This is a genomic window from Nocardioides sp. JQ2195, from assembly GCF_012272695.1.
Lineage (GTDB): Bacteria > Actinomycetota > Actinomycetes > Propionibacteriales > Nocardioidaceae > Nocardioides.
In genome coordinates this window covers 3,566,607-3,587,047 of record NZ_CP050902.1, presented here as the reverse complement: position 1 = coordinate 3,587,047, position 20,441 = coordinate 3,566,607, and the positions used below count along the sequence as shown (strand labels likewise).

The following is a 20,441-nucleotide window of genomic DNA, read 5'->3' as shown; positions in this document are numbered from 1 at the left end:
CATGACGGCGTCCCGAGAGCAGCTTCACGACATCGGTCGTCGCCGCGCCTGGGTGATCTGGATCGTCGCCGTGGCCGTCTACATGCTGGCGGTCTTCCACCGCAGCTCGTTGGGCGTGGCCGGGCTGATCGCTGCCGACCGCTTCGACGTGAGCGGCACCGAGCTCGCGTTCTTCACGGTGCTGCAGCTGGTGGTCTACGCCGGCATGCAGATCCCCGTGGGCGTGCTGCTCGACCGCTTCGGGGCCCGGGCCCTCCTGGTCAGCGGATTGGTCACGATGACGCTGGCCCAGCTGGGCTTCGCGTTCAGCACGTCGTTCGGGGCGGCGGTCCTGGCCAGGGCAGCGCTGGGCGCCGGCGACGCGATGGTCTTCGTCAGCGTGCTGCGCCTGGTGACCGCGTGGTTCCTGGTCCGGCAGGGGCCGATGATGGCCCAGCTGACCGGACAGGTCGGCCAGCTCGGGGCGATCATCGCCGCCGCTCCGCTCTCCCTGGCACTGCACGCCCTCGGGTGGACGAAGACCTTCGCACTGGCCTCGTCGCTCGGGGTGCTGCTGCTGGTCGGCGTCCTGCTGGTCGTCAAGGACTCGCCGTACGAACGGGTGGCGCCGGTGCGCATCAAGCTGCGAGCGCTCTCGCGCTCCGTGCAGCTGGTGTGGGGCAACCCGGGCACCCGCCTGGGCATGTGGTCGCACTTCACCTCGCAGTTCTCGCTGACGGTCTTCGCCCTGTTGTGGGGGTTCCCGTTCCTGGTGAAGGGGCAGGGCCTGTCGCCGGAGGCGGCCGGCACCCTGCTGACCGTGATGACCGGCTGGATCCTGGTCAGCGGCATCGTGCTCGGCAAGCTGGTGACCCGGTTCCCGTTCCACCGCTCGTGGATCGTGCTCTCGATCGTCGCCGCGATGGCCGTGCTGTGGACGGTCGTGCTCCTCTGGGGAGGGCCGGCGCCGCTGCCGTTGCTGGTGGTGCTGGTCTGCGTCACCGGATCCGGTGGCCCCGCCTCGATGGTCGGCTTCGACCTGGCCCGGAGCTTCACTCCGGAGGAGTCGCTCGGCCGGGCCAACGGGCTGGTCAACATCGGCGGGTTCTTGGCGTCCCTGCTGACGATGGCGCTGATCGGGGTGATCCTGGACTGGCGGGAGCCCCGGGGGGCTGCGTCCTACGACCTGGCCGACTTCCGCGTTGCCCTGTGCGCGCAGTACGTCTTCTGGGGGATCGGGGCGATCCAGATCCTGCGCTACCGGCGCAAGGCGATCGCCCACCTGCACCGGGTCCATCCTGGCGCCGTGGAGTCGATGCGGCGGGGCGAGCCCTTCGTGCATCCCGGGTTCGCCGACAGCGAAGGCGTCTGACCGCCCCTCGGCCCGGGGCCGAGCGGCGAGGCTCTCGACGAGGGCGGCAGGTTGCTCAGAGATCTTGCGCGTTGAGCGCCGAGTCCTTGCGCGAGACCAGGTCGAACAGCTCGGCCGGGTCCAGTGCCTCGAGCTGCTCCGCGAGGTCGATCGGGTGGCCCACCACCTCGGGTGCGCTGGCCACGGGGACCACGCTGTGCACGATCGCGTCGTCATAGACGTGCAGGACGGTGAACGCCTGCTGCCCGTCGACGCCCGAGGTCAGCCGCGCTTCGGCGGCGATGTCCTCGGTGTAGCAGGTGGAGGACGCCACCGAGACCGGGATGCCGGCGAAGGTCGACCACGAGGAGCAGTGGAAGTGCCCGCCGATGATCGCCCGGACGTCGGTGCCACGCACCACCTCGGCCAGGCCGGCCTGGTCCTGGAGCTCGATGAGAGCGGCCGCCTCCAGCATCGGCACCGGGATCGGTGGGTGGTGGAGGGCGAGCAGGGTGCCGTGCTCGGCGGGGGTGGCCAGCACGTCGGCCAGCCAGTCGAGCTGCTCCGCGGAGATCTCTCCGTGGTGGAAGCCGGGGACGCTGGTGTCGAGCGAGACGATCCGCAGGCCGTTCACGTCGTGCACCTCGTCCTGCGGTGTGTCGCTGGGTGGCGCGTCGCGCAACCCCACGGCGTACGCCGCCCGGTCGTCGTGGTTGCCCATCACCCACACCACCTGGGCTCCGCACTGCCGGGCAACGGGCTCGACCAGGCCGCGCAGGAGGGCGTAGGCCTCGGGCTCGCCGAGGTCGGCCAGGTCGCCGGTGAACACGAGCGCATCAGGCGCCGGGTCGAGCGCGGGCAACCGGGCCAGCGCAGCGCGCATGCGTGCCGCCGTGTCGACCCGGCCGAAGAGGTCACGGCCGGCGAGCATCTGCGGGTCGCTCAGGTGGGCGATCACGTGGCTGGGAGCAGGGTGTTGGCCGAGGGGCTTCACGCCTCGGACCCTACGCCCCTCTGCGCACCCGATACGGTGGCTGAGGGAGGAACCAATGACCGATTCCACGAGCGGTGTCGACGCCAACACCCGAGCCATCGAGGACGGCGTCGTCACCGACTTCAGTGACCGGATGAGCTACGGCGGCTACCTCGACCTGGCCACCCTGCTCTCCGCCCAACGCCCGATCAGCGACCCCGAGCACCACGACGAGCTGCTCTTCATCGTCCAGCACCAGACCACCGAGCTGTGGCTCAAGCTGGTGCTCCACGAGCTCGAGCACGCCTGCGCCCTGCTCCGCGTCGACGACCTGGCGCCGGCGCTGAAGTGCGTGGCCCGGGTCAAGCACATCCAGAAGACGTTGACCGAGCAGTGGTCGGTGCTGGCCACGCTCACACCGAGCGAGTACGCCGAGTTCCGCGGCTCGCTGGGCAGCTCCAGTGGTTTCCAGTCCTGGCAGTACCGCGCGGTCGAGTTCGCGCTCGGCAACAAGAACGCCGCGATGCTGAAGGTCTTCGAGGCGGACCCGCCCGCACTGGAGATCGTCCGGCGGGCCCTGCACGCCCCGTCGCTCTACGACGAGTTCCTGCGCTACCTCGCCCGGCACGACTACCCGGTGCCGATCGAGATCCTCGATCGCGACGTCACCAAGGCCTGGACCTTCCGCGAGGACCTCGTGCCGGTCTTCCAGGGGATCTACGCCGACGCAGGCAACAACTGGGCGGCCTACGAGACGTGCGAGGAGCTGGTCGACCTCGAGGACAACTTCCAGCACTGGCGCTTCCGCCACCTCAAGACCGTCGAGCGCATCATCGGGATGAAGACCGGCACCGGCGGGTCCAGTGGTGCCCCGTTCCTGAAGAAGGCACTCGAGCTGACCTTCTTCCCCGAGCTGTACGCCGTCCGCACGACGCTGGGCGCCTAGCCCCGGAGCCGGCACAGGCCAGTTCGGGGACCTCAATCGAGGCAGAACTCGTTGCCCTCGACGTCCTGCATCACCAGGCAGGACTCGTTCTCCTCGTCGGCCGGCATCAGTCGCACCCGCGTGGCGCCGAGGGGGAGGAGTCGCGCGCACTCGGCCTCGAGCGCGGCCAGGCGTTCCTCGCCGGCCAGCCCGGCGACCGCTCGCACGTCCACGTGCACCCGGTTCTTGACCACCTTGCTCTCGGGCACGCGCTGGAAGTACATCCGCGGACCTGCGCCCGTGGGGTCCTGGGCAGCGGCCCACGAGTCGTCGTCGTCCTCGTCCACGGGTGGCTGCACGTAGCCCAGGACCTCGCACCAGAACTCGGCGACCTTCCTCGGCTCTGCACAGTCGAAGGTGATCTGGACCTGCTTGATCGACGTCATGACTCCAACGTAGGGGGCTTCCCAGCGCCCTGCGACCTGTTACTCGCTGGCGGGGACGATCCGTCCGCTGACCTCGCCGAGGGCGATCCGGCCACCGCCGGTGCCGGGGGCGGTGTAGCGGATCACGACCTCGTCGCCGTCCTCGAGGGCGACCCGTTCCTCGTCGCCGACCCGGAACGGCTCGCGCCAACCCCAGCTCAGCTCGAGGAACGAACCACGCTGCTCGGCGACCTCGCCGGACACGGTGCCCGAGGCCCAGAGGTCGCCGGTGCGGACGGTGGCGCCGTTGACGGTCATGTGCGCCAGCATCTGCGCCGGCGACCAGTACATCGTGCGATAGGGCGGGCGGCTGACCACGTGCCCGTTGAGGAGCACCTCGATCTCGATGTCGAGACCGGCGGGCCCGTCGACCTGCAGGTAGGGCAGGGGCTCCGGGTCCTGGCCGGGCAGGTCGGTCCAGGCTGCGTCCAGCGCGGCTAGGGGCGTCACCCAGGTGGAGATCGAGGTGGCGAACGACTTGCCGAGGAACGGGCCGAGGGGAACGTACTCCCAGGCCTGGATGTCGCGGGCGGACCAGTCGTTGAGGCCCATCACGCCGAAGGTGTGCTCGGCGAAGTCATCGATCGAGACGCGGCCACCGAGCTCCGTCCCGGTGCCGACCACGAAGCCCAGCTCGGCCTCGATGTCGAGCCGCGTGCAGGGACCGAAGGTGGGGGCGTCGTCGGTCGGGGCCTTGCGCTGGCCCATCGGCCGGATGATGTCGGTGCCGCTGGGCACGACGGTCCCCGAGCGACCGTGGTAGCCGACCGGCAGGTGCTTCCAGTTGGGCAGCAGGGCCGCCTGGTCGGGACGGAAGATCTTCCCGACGTTGGAGGCGTGGTGCTCGGAGGCGTAGAAGTCGACGTAGTCACCGACCTCGATCGGCATCCGCATCTCCACCTCGGCCAACGGGATCAGGTGGGGCTCGACGTCGGCCCGCTCTCCCTCGTCGGTGAGCAGGGACACGATCCACTGGCGCACGCCGGCGTTGCGCTCGCGCCCCAGCGCCATCAACGGGTTGAGGCTCTGCTGCTCGAAGACGTGCGCCACCTCGAGCAGGTCGGTGGCCGCAGCCGGGGCCAGGTCGAGGACGAAGTCACCGATCCGCACTCCGACGCGCGGCTCCTCGTCGGCGGTCGCGAAGACGCCGTACGGCAGGTTGTCGACGTCGTACGCCGACCCGGCGGCGCCGGTGACCCAGGTGGTGGGTGCGGTCATCAGGACTCCTTCGTGAGCAGGCCGAGGGCGTGCAGGTCGTCGAGTGGCTCGGTCACGCTGCAGGACCCGAAGCCGGTGAACCAGCGCCGGGTGCGGGCCATCGTGTCGTGGCCGAGCTCGCGGAAGCGTGCGACCAGGGTGGCCGGGTCGGTCTCCGCCAGCACCGCCACGGGGTCGTCGCCGTCGAGGGAGGCGCGCGTGGCCAGCAGGACGTTCAGGAAGCCGTGATGCGTGAACCCGGTCCCGGGGTCGGTGTGCCGCACTGCGTCGTGCAGGCCGGCGGTGCACTTGAACGGGCACTCCCTGTCGAGGGCAGCGGTGATCCACTCACCGAGCGCCTCGACGGACGGGAAGAGGTCGGCCTCGACGCCACCGGTGCGGAACTTCAGGCCCAGGTCGGCAGCGGCGATCTCGTCGGCGGCGGCCAACCAGCCCGCGCTCGGTCGTTCTTGGGGGAGCTCCACGAAGACCGCCACGTCGTCGTCGACCAACCCGAGGTCGAGGGCCTGGTCGATCCCGGCGATCACCCGGCGGGCGTTGGCAACGAGGTCGGCCGGGTCGCGCAGCGCGACCTCGATGCCGGTCAACCTCAGGCCGTCGAGGCGGTCGACCGTGCTGGCGGCCGGGGCGATGCCGCCCGCGCCGGCTCCGATCACCACGCTGACCGGGAGGTCGGCACCGGCGCCCACGAGGGTGCGCAGGTCGGGGAGCCGGTGGTCGCTGACCACGAACGAGGCCACCAGGTCGGCGTACTCCTCCGAGCGCCGGGAGAGGAAGGCCGGGACCGCCTCCTCCAGGGGACTGTTGCCCGGCGGGAAGATCGCGGCATCGTCGAGCAGGCCGGTGAAGGCGGGGGACAGGCGGGGGCTTGCCGTGGAGTCGGACACGGTGGGAGAGTAGCGCAGGAACGACTGAGCGGACAGGGGCGTTCGCTGAACGAACACAGACGAAGGGGTCTCGCGATGGCGCACTACCGACTGGCGGGCGACGTGCCGCCCAAGCGCCACACCCAGCACCGTGACGCCGACGGCAACCTCTTCCACGAGGAGCTGATGGGGGAGGAGGGGTTCTCCTCCGACTCGTCGTTGCTCTACCACCGCGGCGTGCCCTCGGCGATCGTCGACTCCCAGGTGTGGGAGCTGCCCGACCAGGCACGCACCCCCAATCACCCGCTGAAGCCGCGCCACCTCAGGCTGCACGACCTCGGCTTCGACGCACAGGCCGACGCCGTCACCGGCCGCCGCCTCGTGCTGGGCAACAACGACGTGCGGATCTCCTACGTCGTCACGGCCATCGCCTCCCCGCTCCACCGCAACGCGATCGGTGACGAGTGCGTCTATGTCGAGAGCGGTGCGGGCCTCCTCGAGACCGTCTTCGGGACGTTGTCCTACCGGGCCGGCGACTACGTGGTCATCCCGCGGGCCACGACGCACCGGTGGTTGCCGACCGAGCGGTCGCAGCTCTACTGCATCGAGGCGAACAGCCACATCGCGCCACCGAAGCGCTACCTGTCCAAGTACGGCCAGCTGCTCGAGCACGCGCCCTACTGCGAGCGCGACCTGCACGGGCCGGTGTGGGATCCCGAGATGGCCACGGGCGAGCTGGCCACCGACGTCGAGGTGCTGGTCAAGCACCGGGTCGGTGGGGGCATCGGCGGCACCAGGATGACCTACGCCACGCACCCGTTCGACGTGGTCGGCTGGGACGGCTGTCTCTACCCCTACACGTTCAACATCGACGACTACATGCCGATCACCGGCAAGATCCACCAGCCGCCACCGGTGCACCAGGTCTTCGAGGGCCACAACTTCGTGGTCTGCAACTTCCTCCCGCGCAAGGTCGACTACCACCCGCTCTCGGTCCCGGTGCCCTACTACCACTCGAACGTCGACTCCGACGAGGTGATGTTCTACGTCGGCGGCGACTACGAGGCGCGCAAGGGCTCGGGCATCGGGCTGGGCTCGATCTCGCTCCACCCGGGCGGCTACGCCCACGGTCCGCAACCCAGTGCCATCGAGGCGTCCCTGGGGGCGGAGTTCTTCGAGGAGTCGGCAGTCATGGTCGACACGTTCGCGCCGCTCGACCTGGGAGAGGCCGGCCTCGCCGGTGAGGACCCGGCCTACGCCTGGACCTGGGCCGGCCGCTCCACCGGCGGGGACGACGGTGGGCCGGCGGTCTTCAGCAACAGCTAGGTCGGCACGCTCGGGACGATGTGGGCCGGCGGCCAGGCGTCTGCCATGGCCGGGTAGTCGGTGTAGCCCTCGTGGCCACCGCCGTAGAACGTCTCCGGCACCGGCGGGTTCAGCTCGAGGCCGTGCTCGAGCCGCGCCGGCAGGTCGGGGTTGGCGATGAACGAGCGGCCGAATGCCGCCGCGTCGATGAACCCGGCGTCGAGCAGTCGCTCGGCCTTGGCCGCGTCGTAGTTGCCGGCGCCCACGATCACGCCCGGGAAGGCGTCGCGCAGCTTGGTGCGGAACTCGTCGTCGAGGCTCGGACCGCCGGCCCAGTCGGGCTCGGAGAGGTGCAGGAACGCGGTCCCGCGCTCGGCCAGTGCGCGGGCGACGTGCAGCCCGGACTCGCCGTCGTCGTCGGAGTCGAGTCCGTTGAAGCTCCCCACCGGGGACAGGCGTACGCCGACCCGGTCGGCGCCGATCTCGCCGGCGATCGCGTCGACCACCCCGAGCAGCAACCGGGCCCGGTTCGCCAGCGACCCGCCGTACTCGTCGGTGCGGTGGTTGCTGGTCTCGGCGAGGAACTGGTGCAGCAGGTAGCCGTGCGCCGCGTGCACCTCGACCAGGTCGAAGCCGGCCTCGCGCGCGTTCCGGGCGGAGCGGCGGTAGTCGTCGACCAGCCGGGGGAGCTCGTCGGTGGTGAGGGCGCGGGGCGTCGGGCAGTTCGCCCGGACGACGTTGCCGTCGGGATCCTTGAGAGAGGTGCGACTGCGGAACTCGACGGCACTGGCCGACACCGGCAACGCCCCGTCGTGGAGCGACTCGTGGTTGACCCGACCCGTGTGCCACAGCTGTGCGGCCATCCGTCCCCCGGCGGCATGGACGGCGTCCGTGATCGAGCGCCATCCCGCCACCTGCTCCTGGCTGTGGATGCCCGGGGTGTCGGCGTAGCCCTTGCCCTCGGCGGAGATCTGGGTGCCCTCGCTGATCACCAGCCCTGCGGTGGCGCGCTGCACGTAGTAGTCGCGCATCAGGTCGTTCGGCACGTCGCCGGGGGCGGTGGCCCGCATCCGGGTGAGCGGTGCCATGAAGACACGGTTGGGCAGCTCCAGGGAGCCGATGGCCAGGGGAGAGAAGAGGTCGGACATGTTGGGCACAACGGTGCGGTCGTCCCGCCTGTTCCCACCTGGGCAGCGACTAGCGGCGCTCCTTCAGCCGAGCGTTGGGCATCGCGGGCGCCGGGATGGGCGGAAGGGACTCGTTGGCCACGACGCCGAAGCGACCGTCGGCGACCCGCTGCCCGTCGTCCACGACCGCTCCGTCGGCGGTGATCTGTGCCTGCCACTCCTCGCGGTACTTCACGATCTCCTCATGGGTGCGCCCGACGAAGTTCCACCACATCACGATGGCCTCCCCGAACGGTGGGCCGCCGAGCAGGAGCAGGCGTGAGTCCTCGAGTGCGTGGAGCTCGAGGCAGGAGCGTCCGGGGGCGGCGTACGCGAGGTCGGCCGACTGCACTCCGCGCCCGTCGAGGGTGACCGAGCCGGTGTCGAGCAGGAGTCCGTGCTCGAAGGTCGGGTCGACGTCGATCCGCACCGTCGTGCCGGCCCCGACCAGGACCTCCGCCCCGAGCAGCGGGGTGTGGGTGGTGACCGGCGAGGTCGATCCGAGCAGCGAGCCGAGGAACACCCGGGCCTCCCAGCCGTCGCCTTCCACCGGCTCCGGGGCGTGGTGCTCGAACGCCGCAGGTGCATCGCGCGTGGCCTCGGGGAGCGCCACCCACAGCTGGGCGCCGTGGAGCACCGTGGTCTGGGGTGTCGAGACCTCCGAGTGGCTGATCCCGTGGCCGCCGGTCATCAGGTTGACCTCACCCGGGCGCACCATCGCCTCGGTGCCGACGCTGTCGCGGTGCCGGATCTCGCCGGTGAAGAGCCAGCTCACCGTCTGCAGGCCGGTGTGCGGGTGCGGTGCGACCGACATGCCGCCGGAGTCGGCCACGTCGTCCGGCCCGTAGTGGTCGACGAAGCACCAGGCGCCGATCAGTGAGCGGTGCCGCTGCGGCAGGGTGCGCCGCACCAGCATCGCGCGGGGACCGCCCAGCGGAACCTCGCGCGGCGGCAGGATCTCGATGCCGTCGTCGGTGTTGCCGGTCGTGCATCGCAGCTCGGGCGGGTCCTTCTCCAGGTTGCTCATGATCCCCAGTGTGACGCTTCTCCGGGCAGGACGATGATTGGGAGGTGTGGCATCTCATTGTGCGCAGAACAAGTCTTGGATTTGTCTCAATGAGTCGTTCTACCCTGATCGAGTAGGTGACGGCATCCCGGAGGTAGCTCATGAAGATCACGCAGGTGGAGGCGATCCCGTTCGCCATCCCCTATCGCAAGCCCTTGGTCTTCGCGAGCGGTGAGGTGCACACCGCCTCGCACATCCTCGTGCGGGTGCACACCGACGACGGGCTGGTCGGGACGGCGGAGGCCCCGCCGCGTCCGTTCACCTACGGCGAGACCCAGGCGTCCATCAAGGATGTGGTCGATTCGATCTTCGCGCCGGCCATCACCGGGGAGTCGCCGTACGACCGCGAGCTGATCCACGGCCGGATGGCGCGCACCGTGGCCAACCCGACCGCCAAGGGCGCGGTCGACATGGCTCTGTGGGACATCATCGGCCAGGCCACGGGGGTGTCCGTCACGCAGCTGCTCGGCGGCTTCACCGACCGGATGCGGGTCTCCCACATGCTCGGCTTCGACGAGCCGCAGAAGATGGCCGACGAGGCGGAGCGGATGCTGGAGACCTACGGCATCTCGACGTTCAAGGTGAAGGTCGGGCGAACCCCGATCGAGCTCGACATCGCCGTCTGTCGAGCGATCCGGGAACGCCTCGGCGACCGCATCGAGCTCTACATCGACGGCAACCGCGGCTGGACCGCTTCCGAGTCGGCCCGCGCCCTGCGCCAGATGGACGACCTCGACCTGTCGATGGCCGAGGAGCTGAACCCCGCCGACGACGTGCTCGGCCGACGCTGGCTCGTCGAGCAGTCCCGCATCCCCTTCGTGGCCGACGAGTCCGTCTCTTCGCCGGCCGAGGTGACGCGAGAGATCCTCGGTGGTTCCGCGACCATGGTCAGCATCAAGACCGCCCGCACCGGGTTCACCATGTCGCAGCGGGTGCACCACCTGGTCGAGTCGCTCGGGGTCGAGGTCGTGATGGGCAACCAGATCGACAGCCAGGTCGGATCGCTGTGCACGCTCGCCTTCGGGGCGGCCTACGAGTCCACCGCGCGCCGCGCCGGGGAGCTCTCCAACTTCCTGGACATGAGTGACGACCTGCTGGCCACGCCGCTGGAGATCAGCAACGGCGAGATCCTCGTGCGGCAGGGCCCCGGCCTCGGCATCGAGATCGACGAGGACAAGCTCACCCGCTACCGCCAGGACCGCTGACCGGCCTCGAGAGACACCCTCGGCCTCCCTCGACGGTCGAGCCCCTGTTTCTCGGTGATCGAGTGGCGAGCGCCAGCGAGCGGATCCCGTCGGTGGTCGAGTGGCGAGCGCCAGCGAGCGTATCGAGACCTGCTCCGCTCAGCAGTGGACGCGGTCCTACGCAGGTGTCTGGACGTGGAAGTCGTCGGGCTCCAGGACCTTCGAGACGGCCAGGCCGATCACGATCCCCCAGAAGGCCCCGCCCACGTTGAACAGGGTGAGGTCGGTGATCGTGACCAGGAACGTCACCAGGGCACCCAGCGTGAAGCGATGGGCGAAGGACGCGACGAAGGCGCCCTGCAGTGCGCGCAGCATCGCGAGCCCTCCGAGCGTGGCGATGTAGGCCGGCGGCGCTGCCAGCATCAACCGCACGAAGAGCGGTGCGAACAGTCCCACGGCCAGTGCGAGCGTGCCGCAGGTGATCGCCGCGGCGTAGTGCCGACTGCGCTGGCCCGAGGCCACCAGGAGCGAGTTCGTGGGCCCGGTCAGGCATGAGGAGATGCCTCCGACGGCGGCGCTGAGCAGTGATCCGATGCCGCAGCAGATGGTGGCGAACGTGACCGGTGGCCTGTGCCCGGCCGCGGTCAGGACCGCGACGCCCTGTCCGTTCTGCACCACGAGCACCGTGATCGCCAGCGGCACCACGAGCTCGAGCAGTGCCGAGGTGCTGAAGACAGGTGCCTGCAGCGTCGGGGTCGAGAGGATCGGTCCGGTGCCGGGTGTGAAACCAGCGGTGACGGCGACGGCCACCGCGCCGATCACCAGGGCGCCCAGGACCGGCGGCATCCAACGTCCCAGGGCCCCGGGACGGCTGAGCACGAGGAAGGCCAGCACCATGGGAGCGGCAATGACTGCGTCGGAGCGGACGGCGCCGACCAGGTCGGTGCCGAAGCTCAGGAACACCCCGGCCACCATGGCCATCACCAACGGCAGGGGGATCAACGACATCACGCGAGCCACCCAGCCACTCATGCCGAGCACGAGAATGAGCACCCCGGTGACCACGAACGCGCCGAGGACCTCGGGCCAGGCCAGGTGGTCGAGCGACTTGCCGACCACCACGGTGCCCGGGATCGTCCAGAAGAAGGAGAGCGGCTGGCGGAAGGACCAGCTGGCCAGGATCGTGATGATGCCGTTGAGGAAGAAGACCGCGAAGATCCACGAGCTGATCTCCTCACGCGACAGGCCACCGGCCGTGCCGACGGCGAGGATCACCGCGACCGGTCCGGTCGCCGCGAACACCAGGGCGATCAGTCCGTTCGCGAGCTCGGTGGTGCCGAGATCGCGACGGAGGTCGTGCAGGTGCGGTCGCTGCGGGCGAGCCGTGGTCAGCTCGGTCATGGGCTGCCCTCCGACGTCGGGACGTGCCGGGCAGCGAGCTCGGTGCGCGAACGGATGCCGAGCTTCGCGTAGATGCGGGTGAGGTGGTACTGGACGGTCTTGACCGAGATGTAGAGCTGCTCACTGGCCTCGCGGTTGCTCAGTCCCGACGCGACGAGGTCGGCGACGGCCGTCTCCTGGGGCGTGAGGTCGGTCAGGCTCGTGGTGCGACGCGTGTGCAGCCCGGCGGCGTTGAGCTCGCGGTCGCAGCGTTCGACGTACGTCGTCGCGCGCAGGGTCGCGTAGCCGTCGCGGGCGGACCTCATGACGCCGTCGGCCTCGCGACGTCGGCCGGCCCGCCGCAGCGACTGGCCGTAGCTGAAGTTCACCCTGGCCCGCTCGAAGGGCAGGGGCAGGTCGGAGAGCAGTTCGAGGGCGGACTCGAAGGCAGCGACGCCGGCGTCGAGATCACCCGAGCCGCAGTGGATCCGACCGAGCACGGCTTCCAGGGCGGCTTGCTCGGAGCGGTGGCCACGCTCGCGCGCCACCGCGTGGTGCGCGTCGATCAGGGCACGCGCCTCGCTCACCCGATCGGTCATCACCAGGGCGTTGGCGTGCAGCGCCGGCCACGGCCAGAACCCCGGCTCGATGCGGTTCCCCAGTCGCGCCGCCACCGGGGAGAGGGCCTGGACGACGCCTTCGTAGTTGGCGGCGCCCTCGGCGAAGTGGGCCCGGGCCAGCGCCGCCGGGATCTGCATCATCGGGTAGTCCTGCGCCGCGGCAGCGCCCTTGCGCAGGTGCTCGCGTGCGGCGGCCTGGTCCCCGCGCAGCACGTTGACCTGCACCCCGGTCCAGTGGACCAGCGGCCGCAGGAGGTGGTGCTCCGACTCCGCGACCTCACGGGAGGCCCGGGCCACGACCGCCAGCGCCTCGTCCCAGTCGCCGAGGCGGAACAGGCTCCGGGCCAACCAGGCCTGGGCCCACAGCGAGACCCGGGTGGAGCCCATCCGGAACCGGGTCGGGACGGCGCCCTCGAAGTCGTGGCGAGCCGAGACCGGCTCGTCGCGGGCCAGGTCGATCCAGCCCCGCCCCATCCGGATCCGCTGCGCCTGCGGACCGGTCGGGACCCGGTGGCCCAGCTCGTCGTACGAGGCGAGCGCCTCGTCCCACCGTCCGCACGCGGCGAGACCGATGCCCCGCATCGCCGCGGACTCGAGGGCTGCGGTGGCATCGGGGCTGCCGGTCCCGGACACGCGGTCGCTCCACTCGACCATGGCGTCGGGCTGCCACATGGCCAGGTGGTGCAGCACCCGGCGTACGCCGATCAGCGAGCGGACCTCCGGGCGGGCGGTGTCCCAGCTCTGCCAGGCCCGGTCGAGCAGCAGCTCGGCCTCGGCCGGACGCCCGCGCAGGATCGAGAGGTAGGCGAGGGTCGCGTCGATGCGAGCCGATCGCGGGGCGACCTCGAGCTCCTCGACGAAGAGATTGGCCTCGGGCAGCTCACCGGCCCCGATCAGTGCGTCGACACCCTCGACCAGCAGGGCCATCGCCCGGGCCCGGTCCGGTTCCATCCGGCTGGCCCGGACCAGTGCGTGGGCCGCGTGCCTCCACGCACCCTCGGCGGACTGGCGCTCGGCGAACTCCCGCAGCTCGACGAGCAGCGCCGCGTTGGGTTCGCGGTCGGCCAGCACCCGGTGGTGGAGCAGCCGGAACTCGTCCTCGACCACCTCGACCGCCCGGGCGTGCAGCTCGTGGCTGCGCCGCATCCCGACCAGCTCGAGCACGGCCGATCGGGTCATCGGGTCGACCCAGTGCAGGACCTTGCTGCCCAGGCGGAGGTCGCGGTGCAGCAGCCGGGCCTCCTCCGCGCTGTCGAGTGCCGAGACGGAGTCCTCGTCGACGTCCGCGAGCCGGATCGCCTCGTCCTCGGCGGCGTCGTCACCGAGGACGGCGGCGGCTGCGAGCAGGCGTTGCGCCACGGGGGAGCAGCTCTCCAACGCGAGGCGCACCTCGGCGACCCGTCGCCTGGTGGCGGGCAGGGTGCGCTGCCAGTCGGTCCACGGCGTCTCCGGGGCCTCGGCCAGCAGCTCGATGACGACGCCGGCGTTGCCCGCGGCATGGTCGCGCAGGGCCCGGGCCTCACGGTCGGTCAGCGCCACCCCGTGCTGTTGCCCGAGCTGCCGGACGTCGGAGGTCGACAGCTCCGAGATGCGCAGGCGTCGCAGGTCCGGCAGGTCGACCCGGATCGGGTTCCGGGCGGTCATGACGACCCGGATCGTCGTGGGCGCCCGCCGAGCGGCGGAGTGCAGTGCCTTCAGGCTCGCGGCGTCGGCGAGGTCGGCGCCGTCGACGACGATGAAGAGGCGACCGTCTCCCGCCGTACGGCGACGCAGCTCGGGCAGCAGCGCGCGCGCCACGACCACGGGGTCATCGGCCGGGTCGGGAGCGACGTCGAGCTGCTCGAGCACCGCATAGGGGTGGGCCGACTCCCACTCCGACGCCCCGGCCCGCAGGACGGTGACGGCACTCTGCACGGCCAGGAACTCCTCGACCAGCGCGGTCTTGCCGCTGCCCGGTGGCCCCTCGACCACGACGATCGAGGGGCGGCCGGACGTGGTGGCGGCGAGCTGGCGCAGCGACTCGAGCTCGGCCGACCGGCCGACGAAGACGTGCCCCGAGAAGTGAGTGGTCATCCAGCTACGCTAGCGAGCCCGGTCAGCCGAGGTCCCCGCCAGCGACGGGGAGCGTCGTGCCGGTGATGTAGGCCGCTTCGTCGGAGGCGAGGAAGGTGATCGCCGCGGCCTGCTCGTCGAGGGTTCCGTAGCGCCCCATCAACGACGACCCGAGGGTCTGGTCGATGTGGGCCTGGAACCAGGCCTGCTCCTGCTCGGTCTCCGCGGCCGGAGTGCCGCGGGAGATGCGGCGCGGGGGCGCCTCGGTGCCCCCGGGCGCGGTCGCGACGACGCGGATCCCGGCATCGGCATACTCCAGGGCCAGCGACGCGGTGATCGCGTTGATGCCGCCCTTGGCCGCCGAGTAGGGGATCCGGTGGATGCCCCGGGTGGCCGCCGAGGAGACGTTCACGATCACGCCGCGGCCCCGCTCGACCATCGACGGCAGCGCCGCCCGACAGCTGAACAGCGTGGTCAGCAGGGACCTGTCGAGCTCCGCGCGGATCTCGGCGTCGGTGAACTCGGTGAACGGCTTGAAGTTGATCGCGCCGCCGACGTTGTTGATCAGCACGTCGATGCGCCCGAATCGGGCGATCGCTGCCTCGACGACCGAGGATGCGCCGTCCCACGTCTCCAGGTCGGCGATCACGGCGTGGGCCGGGCGAGCGGCGCTGCCCAGCTCCTCGGCGAGCTCGTTCACGATCTCGGCACGGTCGACCAGCACGACCGATCCGCCCTCGGCGCTGATCCGGCGGGCGGTCTGCTCGCCGATTCCCTGGGCCGCACCGGTGACCACGACGACCTTGTGGTCGAAGCGACCCGGGGTGATGAACTTCGGCAGTGCCCGCTGGCGTGCCTCGTCCATGGCCCGGCGGGTGGTCTGCTTCGACCGCTCGGCGTGGTCGGCGATCAGCGTGCGGGCGGCCACCCGGTCGCCGGCCTCGATCGCGTCGACGATGTCGAGGTGGTCCTGCGTGCAGCTCGGGTGGCACCAGGTGGCGCGACGCAGCACGTCCTCCATGTGCCCCTTCACGCCCAGTGCCTGGTAGGCCTGCAACAGGTGCTCGTTGCCGGTCAGGGTGAAGAGGTAGTCGTGGAAGGCAGCGTTGGTCTCGGTGTACGCCGCCGCGTCGACGAAGCGGTCACCGTCGACGTAGGGAACCGTGGCCTCGGCCAGCAGCCGGTAGCCGGTGACCTGGCGCGAGGAGAGCCGGCCGATCACCAGCTCCAGGGCACCGAGCTCGAGCGCGGCGCGTGCCTCGAAGATCGCGTCGGACTCGTGCACCGAGGGGTGCTCCTCGCCGATCTCGTAGGCACCGGGAGCGGTCTCCTCCGCTTCCTGTGCAGCAGCCTCGGGTGCCGCGACGGGCTCGTGGAGCGGCTCGGTGTCGCGGCTGCCGAACATCTCCTGCCCCGCGATCCCGCGGGCACCGGAGACCAGCAGCTCCTGGTCATCGCCGGCGACGAACGGGGTGACGGGTCCTTCGGCGCCGGCCCTGGCAACCTGCTGGCCGGCGATGCTGCGGGCAGCAGCGGCGTCCTCGTCCGGCGTACGCCCTGGGGCAGCGGCGTGCAGCGGTGCCACGTCGCGGGCCGGGAAGATCTCCTGTCCGGCGATGCGGTTGGACGCGACCGCGGGGGCCACCTCGGCGGACTCGACGGGTTCGGCGGCGGTGCCGGTGGTTGAGGAGGGCGCGCTGGCGCCCGGCCTTCGAGACGGCTCGTCGCTCGCCTCCTCGGGAACCGTCTCGGAACCACCGGAGACCTGGTTTCGAGACGGTGGCTGCGCAACCTCCTCGACCACCGGGGTCTCCTTGGGAGGCGTGCCCGAGAGGGCGAACTTCTCGTAGTAGAACCCGGTGGGCTCCACCCCCTCGTCACTGAAGTGCGTGCGCACCGCCTCCACCATCGGCGGCGGGCCGCAGACGTAGACCGCGAGGTCGCCGCCGTGGAGGTGCTCGTCGCGGATCAGGCTCATCACGAAGCCCTTGTTCGCGGCCGTGCTCTCCGGGTCGGAGACGCAGTGGTCCCAGGTGAGGTTGGGCAGCGCACCGGCCAGCTCGCCCAGGGTCTCGAGCTCGACCAGGTCGGTGTCGTTGCTGACCCCGTAGACCAGGTGCACGGCTCGCTCGCTCCCGGTGTCACGAAGCGTGCGCAGGATCGCCAGGATCGGCGCCAGCCCGGTGCCACCGGCCAGCAGCAGCAGCGGACGGTCGGACTCGCGCAGGAAGAAGCTGCCGTTGGGGCCGGTGAAGGTCATCTCGTCACCGACGGCGGCGTTGTTGGCCAGGTGCTCCGACATCAACCCACCCGGGGTGAGCTTGACCAGGAAGGAGAGCCCGGACTCGTCCGGCGAGTTGCTGAAGGAGTAGGACCGGGTCTCGTCCGTGCCCGGGACGGCGAGGTTGACGTACTGTCCCGGGAGGAATGCCAGCTTGTCGCGGTCCGGGATCTCCAGGGTGAAGGAGACGGTGCTGTCGGAGAGGCGCTCGAGGCGCGACATCTTCGCGGTGTAGGTCGCCGCGCTGGTCTTCGCGACCGCCGAGGTGCTGGCGATCTGGAGCACGAGGTCGGACTTCGCCTTCATGCTGCAGGGCAGCACGTATCCCTTCTCGGCCTCGTCCTCGGTGAGGGCGTCCTCGATGTAGGTGCCCCCGTCGTACTCACCCGACTCGCAGAACGCCTTGCACGTCCCACAGGCGCCGTCCCGGCAGTCCAAGGGGATGTTGATGCGGTGGCGGTAGGACGCATCGGCGACGGTCTGGCCCTCGGCGACGGTGATGAAGCGGGTGACGCCGTCCTCGAACGACAGCGCCACCTGATGGGTGGGCTTGGTGGCAGCCTGCTGGCTCATGGGAGTCCTTCCGGGTGCGTCTCAGAAGTGGTACACGTCGACGACGTGGTGGATGTAGTCGTTCTTGAGCACCACGGTCTTGCGGCGGATCAACGGCTGCTCGCCGGAGAAGTCGATCGTGTAGAAGGACGTCCCGTAGTAGGGGTCGATCGTCTTGTAGCGGAAGTACATCGTGTGCCAGTTGAACCGGATGTCGACGATGTCGCCGCGACGCTCGATGACCTCGACGTTGCTGATGTTGTGGCTGGTGCGCGGCTCGGGGATGGACGTCGCGCTGGAGCGCTCGGTGCGGATCCGGAAGATGCGGTCCTCCAGGCCACCCTTGTTGGCGTAGTAGATGAGCGAGATGTCGGTCTGGGGGTCCTCGGTGAGGTTGTCGTTGTCGTCCCAGGCAGGCATCCAGTACTCGCAGTCGTCCGCGTAGCACTCGAGCCACTTCTCGAACTCGCGGTCGTCGAGGTGGCGCGCTTCGCGGTAGAGGAACTGCTCGATGGCATTCTGCGTGATGAGCTTGGTGCCCTCGGTGTCGGTGGTGGTCATTGCGGTTCTCCTCACGCCTGGTTCGAACGGGTGGCTGCTGCGGCTTCTTCGGCATCCACGGCGGCGACCATCACGTCGCGCCAGTAGCCGTGCTGGACGGGGTAGAGACCCTCGTCCTCGTTCTTGAGGCCGGCCGAGATGACGCCGGGCATGTCGAGTGCCTCGGCCACCTCGTCGGGCCCGGTCAGCCAGTGCTCGGCCCCGCGGCTCATGTCGTTCCACGGTGCCTTGGTGGCCTGGAAGGTGAGCTGGCAGGAGCGGAACTCCTCCAGGTCGTCGGGGGTGGCCATGCCGGAGGCGTTGAAGAAGTCCTCGTACTGGCGGATCCGCCAGGCACGCGACTCCTTGCTCTCGCCCTTGGGGGCGATGCAGTAGATCGTCACCTCGGTCTGGTCGGTCGAGATGGGACGGAAGTGCCGGATCTGGGTGGAGAACTGGTCCATCAGGTAGACGTTCGGGTAGAGGCACAGGTTGCGCGAGCCCTTGACCATGAACTCGCCCTTGGCGTCGCCGTACTTCTCCTTGAGCAGGTCCATCTGGTCCCACAGCGGGCGGTCCTGCGGGTTGCCGGCCCAGGTCCACAGGCACAGGTGGCCGTTGGGGTAGGACCAGTAGCCGCCACCGGACTTGCCCCAGCTGCCGGCGTCCAGCGTCTTGGTGGCGTTGGCGGACTCGCCGGTGTCACGACGTGAGGTGGTGGCGGCGTAGTTCCAGTGGGTGGCGGTGACGTGGTAGCCGTCGGCGCCGTTCTCGGCCTGCACCTTCCAGTTGCCGTCGTAGGTGTAGGTCGAGGAGCCGCGCAGCACCTCGAGGCCCTCGGGGGACTGGTCGACCAGCATGTCGATGACCTTGGTGGTGTCGCCCAGGTGCTCGGCGAGCGTGGTGACGTCGTCGTTGAGGCTGCCGAACAGGAACCCGCGGTAGCTCTCGAAGCGGGGCACCTTGGTCATGTTGTGCGAGCCGTTCGTGTTGAACGTCTCGGGGTAGCCGGCGCCGTCGGGGTCCTTGACCTTGAGCAGGCTGCCGTCGTTGCGGAAGGTCCACCCGTGGAAGGGGCAGGTCAGCGTGGTGCGGTTGTCGGTCTTCTTGCGACAGATCATCGCGCCGCGGTGCGCACAGGCGTTGATCAGCAGGTGCAGATCGCCGTCCTTGTCGCGGGTGATCACGACCGGCTGCCGACCCATGTACGTCGTGAAGTAGTCGCCGGCGTTGGGCACCTGGCTCTCGTGCGCGAGGTAGATCCAGTTGCCCTCGAAGATGTGCTTCATCTCGAGCTCGAAGATCTCCTCGTCGGTGAAGATCTTGCGGTTGGCCCGGTAGATGCCGGCCTCGCGGTCGTCGACGACCGCGTTGGAGAGGGTGTCGCGTACGTGCGCCAAGGTGTCGCTCATGGGTTCCTCCAGATCAGCGGGTGATCCATCGACACTGGCACGGGCGTGGCCCCGCTCACACCAGCCAAGTGCCTAGGTCTGACCTAGGGTGGTATTGAGACTTCGGAGGTCTTTGTTGCCGAGGAACGAGTCATTGTGTTGTCCCAATCACGGGCTTAGCCTGAGAGCACGTTGTGATGCCCGTCATGTCGGCGGACTGCATGCGCACACACAGGAATTGAGGGAAGAGCAATGAGCAACACTGCGACCGAAACTGCCTCCGCAGCCGCCTCCGGCGCGTCGGCGACCGAGCGCTTCAAGACCGACAAGCTGGTCGGCGTCGAGAACACGCCCAAGGAGCGGGTCGACCTCCTTGCACGCGAGGTGCTGGACGCAGTCCACGAGACGGTGCGCAAGCACAAGGTCACCTACGACGAGTACAACGCCCTGAAGGCGTGGCTGATCAACGTCGGCCAGGACGGCGAGTGGCCGCTGTTCCTCGACGTGTGGGTCGAGCACGTCGTGGAAGAGGTCGCCAACGAGGACCGCGAGGGTTCCAAGGGCACCATCGAGGGTCCGTACTACGTGCCCGGAGCGCCGGCCCTCCCGGCCGAGGCCACGATGCCCATGCGTGACGGCGAGAAGGGCACGCCGCTGCTCTTCCAGGGCCAGGTGACCGACCTCTCCGGAGCCCCGGTCCCGAACGCCACGATCGAGCTGTGGCACGCGGACGAGGACGGGTTCTACTCGCAGTTCGCGCCCAACATCCCGGAGTGGAACCTGCGCGGCACCATCACCGCCGACGACGAGGGTCGCTACTGGATCAACACCATGCAGCCCGCGCCCTACCAGATCCCGACCGACGGCTCCTGCGGCAAGCTGATCTCCGCGGCCGGCTGGCACCCGTGGCGCCCCGCTCACCTGCACCTCAAGGTCTCGGCCCCGGGCAAGCAGCTGATCACCACCCAGCTCTACTTCCCCGGTGACGCCCACAACGACGACGACGTCGCGTCGGCCGTCAAGCCCGAGCTGCTGCTCGACATCCAGCCCGCCGAGTCCGGCAACGGCAACCAGACCACCTACGACTTCGTGCTGGACCCCGCCTGA

General features: G+C 69.9%; 16 protein-coding genes. 5 read left to right on the top strand and 11 right to left on the bottom strand.

Annotated elements, in window-relative coordinates; genetic code table 11:
- Nucleotide 1: 1 nt before the first annotated feature.
- Nucleotides 2-1,351: an MFS transporter gene (locus tag ncot_RS17035; RefSeq protein WP_168618676.1), complete on the top strand. Its 1,350-nt coding sequence runs from the start codon at nucleotides 2-4 to the stop codon at nucleotides 1,349-1,351.
- Nucleotides 1,352-1,406: 55 nt separating this feature from the next.
- Here ncot_RS17035 and ncot_RS17030 read toward each other — a convergent pair whose 3' ends face one another.
- Nucleotides 1,407-2,324, bottom strand: a complete 918-nt coding sequence (locus tag ncot_RS17030) for a metallophosphoesterase (protein WP_240937949.1) — start codon at nucleotides 2,322-2,324, stop codon at nucleotides 1,407-1,409.
- Nucleotides 2,325-2,379: 55 nt separating this feature from the next.
- On the opposite strand from ncot_RS17030, the gene kynA reads away from it, so the two are divergent.
- The gene (kynA, locus tag ncot_RS17025; protein WP_168618674.1) at nucleotides 2,380-3,249 is read left to right on the top strand and encodes a tryptophan 2,3-dioxygenase; all 870 of its coding nucleotides are present in this window, start codon (nucleotides 2,380-2,382) and stop codon (nucleotides 3,247-3,249) included.
- Between the two features lie 32 nt (nucleotides 3,250-3,281).
- Here the strand turns inward: kynA and ncot_RS17020 are convergent, their stop codons facing one another.
- Genes ncot_RS17020 through ncot_RS17010 form a run of 3 tightly spaced genes read right to left on the bottom strand, consistent with a single transcriptional unit; the run spans nucleotide 3,282 to nucleotide 5,818 of the window.
- Nucleotides 3,282-3,674 carry a VOC family protein gene (locus ncot_RS17020; RefSeq protein WP_168618673.1) on the bottom strand — a complete coding sequence of 131 codons (393 nt, stop codon included), beginning with the start codon at nucleotides 3,672-3,674 and terminating at the stop codon, nucleotides 3,282-3,284.
- Nucleotides 3,675-3,713: 39 nt separating this feature from the next.
- Nucleotides 3,714-4,931, bottom strand: coding sequence for a fumarylacetoacetase (gene fahA / locus ncot_RS17015; RefSeq protein ID WP_168618672.1), 1,218 nt, complete (start codon nucleotides 4,929-4,931; stop codon nucleotides 3,714-3,716).
- On the bottom strand, nucleotides 4,931-5,818 hold the full coding sequence (locus tag ncot_RS17010) for a hypothetical protein (RefSeq protein ID WP_240937948.1): 888 nt from the start codon (nucleotides 5,816-5,818) through the stop codon (nucleotides 4,931-4,933). The genes fahA and ncot_RS17010 overlap by 1 nt, the downstream gene beginning before the upstream one ends.
- A 75-nt stretch (nucleotides 5,819-5,893) precedes the next feature.
- Here ncot_RS17010 and ncot_RS17005 point away from each other — a divergent pair, with 75 nt between their 5' ends.
- The gene (locus ncot_RS17005) at nucleotides 5,894-7,123 is read left to right on the top strand and encodes a homogentisate 1,2-dioxygenase domain-containing protein (RefSeq protein ID WP_168618671.1); all 1,230 of its coding nucleotides are present in this window, start codon (nucleotides 5,894-5,896) and stop codon (nucleotides 7,121-7,123) included.
- Here the strand turns inward: ncot_RS17005 and nemA are convergent.
- Nucleotides 7,120-8,250, bottom strand: coding sequence for an N-ethylmaleimide reductase (gene nemA, locus ncot_RS17000; RefSeq protein WP_168618670.1), 1,131 nt, complete (start codon nucleotides 8,248-8,250; stop codon nucleotides 7,120-7,122). The genes ncot_RS17005 and nemA overlap by 4 nt on opposite strands.
- 49 nt (nucleotides 8,251-8,299) lie before the next feature.
- A complete protein-coding gene (locus ncot_RS16995; RefSeq protein WP_168618669.1) occupies nucleotides 8,300-9,295 on the bottom strand; it encodes a pirin family protein in 996 nt (331 codons plus the stop codon).
- A 140-nt stretch (nucleotides 9,296-9,435) separates the two neighbouring features.
- Between ncot_RS16995 and ncot_RS16990 the strand changes: the two genes are divergently transcribed.
- Nucleotides 9,436-10,539, top strand: a complete 1,104-nt coding sequence (locus ncot_RS16990) for an enolase C-terminal domain-like protein (protein WP_168618668.1) — start codon at nucleotides 9,436-9,438, stop codon at nucleotides 10,537-10,539.
- Nucleotides 10,540-10,695: 156 nt separating this feature from the next.
- Here ncot_RS16990 and ncot_RS16985 read toward each other — a convergent pair whose 3' ends face one another.
- Genes ncot_RS16985 through benA form a run of 5 tightly spaced genes read right to left on the bottom strand, consistent with a single transcriptional unit; the run spans nucleotide 10,696 to nucleotide 19,355 of the window.
- The gene (locus ncot_RS16985) at nucleotides 10,696-11,919 is read right to left on the bottom strand and encodes a benzoate/H(+) symporter BenE family transporter (protein ID WP_168618667.1); all 1,224 of its coding nucleotides are present in this window, start codon (nucleotides 11,917-11,919) and stop codon (nucleotides 10,696-10,698) included.
- Nucleotides 11,916-14,591, bottom strand: coding sequence for a LuxR family transcriptional regulator (locus ncot_RS16980; protein WP_168618666.1), 2,676 nt, complete (start codon nucleotides 14,589-14,591; stop codon nucleotides 11,916-11,918). Before ncot_RS16980 ends, ncot_RS16985 begins: the two co-directional genes overlap by 4 nt.
- Before the next feature lie 22 nt (nucleotides 14,592-14,613).
- Nucleotides 14,614-17,424, bottom strand: coding sequence for a benzoate 1,2-dioxygenase electron transfer component BenC (gene benC / locus ncot_RS16975; RefSeq protein ID WP_168618665.1), 2,811 nt, complete (start codon nucleotides 17,422-17,424; stop codon nucleotides 14,614-14,616).
- A gap of 21 nt (nucleotides 17,425-17,445) precedes the next feature.
- Entirely contained in the window at nucleotides 17,446-17,964 is a 519-nt protein-coding gene (benB, locus tag ncot_RS16970; protein ID WP_168618664.1) for a benzoate 1,2-dioxygenase small subunit, read from the bottom strand.
- Nucleotides 17,965-17,975: 11 nt separating this feature from the next.
- The gene (benA, locus tag ncot_RS16965) at nucleotides 17,976-19,355 is read right to left on the bottom strand and encodes a benzoate 1,2-dioxygenase large subunit (RefSeq protein WP_168618663.1); all 1,380 of its coding nucleotides are present in this window, start codon (nucleotides 19,353-19,355) and stop codon (nucleotides 17,976-17,978) included.
- Nucleotides 19,356-19,586: 231 nt separating this feature from the next.
- On the opposite strand from benA, the gene catA reads away from it, so the two are divergent.
- Entirely contained in the window at nucleotides 19,587-20,441 is an 855-nt protein-coding gene (gene catA / locus ncot_RS16960) for a catechol 1,2-dioxygenase (protein WP_168618662.1), read from the top strand.

What these genes read in the sequence shown, in the direction of transcription:
- ncot_RS17035 (WP_168618676.1), top strand. Translation starts at nt 2, where the DNA reads ATGACGGCGTCCCGAGAGCAGCTTCACGACATCGGTCGTCGCCGCGCC.
- kynA (WP_168618674.1), top strand. Translation starts at nt 2,380, where the DNA reads ATGACCGATTCCACGAGCGGTGTCGACGCCAACACCCGAGCCATCGAG.
- ncot_RS17020 (WP_168618673.1), bottom strand. Translation starts at nt 3,674, where the DNA reads ATGACGTCGATCAAGCAGGTCCAGATCACCTTCGACTGTGCAGAGCCG.
- fahA (WP_168618672.1), bottom strand. Translation starts at nt 4,931, where the DNA reads ATGACCGCACCCACCACCTGGGTCACCGGCGCCGCCGGGTCGGCGTAC.
- ncot_RS17005 (WP_168618671.1), top strand. Translation starts at nt 5,894, where the DNA reads ATGGCGCACTACCGACTGGCGGGCGACGTGCCGCCCAAGCGCCACACC.
- nemA (WP_168618670.1), bottom strand. Translation starts at nt 8,250, where the DNA reads ATGTCCGACCTCTTCTCTCCCCTGGCCATCGGCTCCCTGGAGCTGCCC.
- ncot_RS16995 (WP_168618669.1), bottom strand. Translation starts at nt 9,295, where the DNA reads ATGAGCAACCTGGAGAAGGACCCGCCCGAGCTGCGATGCACGACCGGC.
- ncot_RS16990 (WP_168618668.1), top strand. Translation starts at nt 9,436, where the DNA reads ATGAAGATCACGCAGGTGGAGGCGATCCCGTTCGCCATCCCCTATCGC.
- ncot_RS16985 (WP_168618667.1), bottom strand. Translation starts at nt 11,919, where the DNA reads ATGACCGAGCTGACCACGGCTCGCCCGCAGCGACCGCACCTGCACGAC.
- ncot_RS16980 (WP_168618666.1), bottom strand. Translation starts at nt 14,591, where the DNA reads ATGACCACTCACTTCTCGGGGCACGTCTTCGTCGGCCGGTCGGCCGAG.
- benC (WP_168618665.1), bottom strand. Translation starts at nt 17,424, where the DNA reads ATGAGCCAGCAGGCTGCCACCAAGCCCACCCATCAGGTGGCGCTGTCG.
- benB (WP_168618664.1), bottom strand. Translation starts at nt 17,964, where the DNA reads ATGACCACCACCGACACCGAGGGCACCAAGCTCATCACGCAGAATGCC.
- benA (WP_168618663.1), bottom strand. Translation starts at nt 19,355, where the DNA reads ATGAGCGACACCTTGGCGCACGTACGCGACACCCTCTCCAACGCGGTC.
- catA (WP_168618662.1), top strand. Translation starts at nt 19,587, where the DNA reads ATGAGCAACACTGCGACCGAAACTGCCTCCGCAGCCGCCTCCGGCGCG.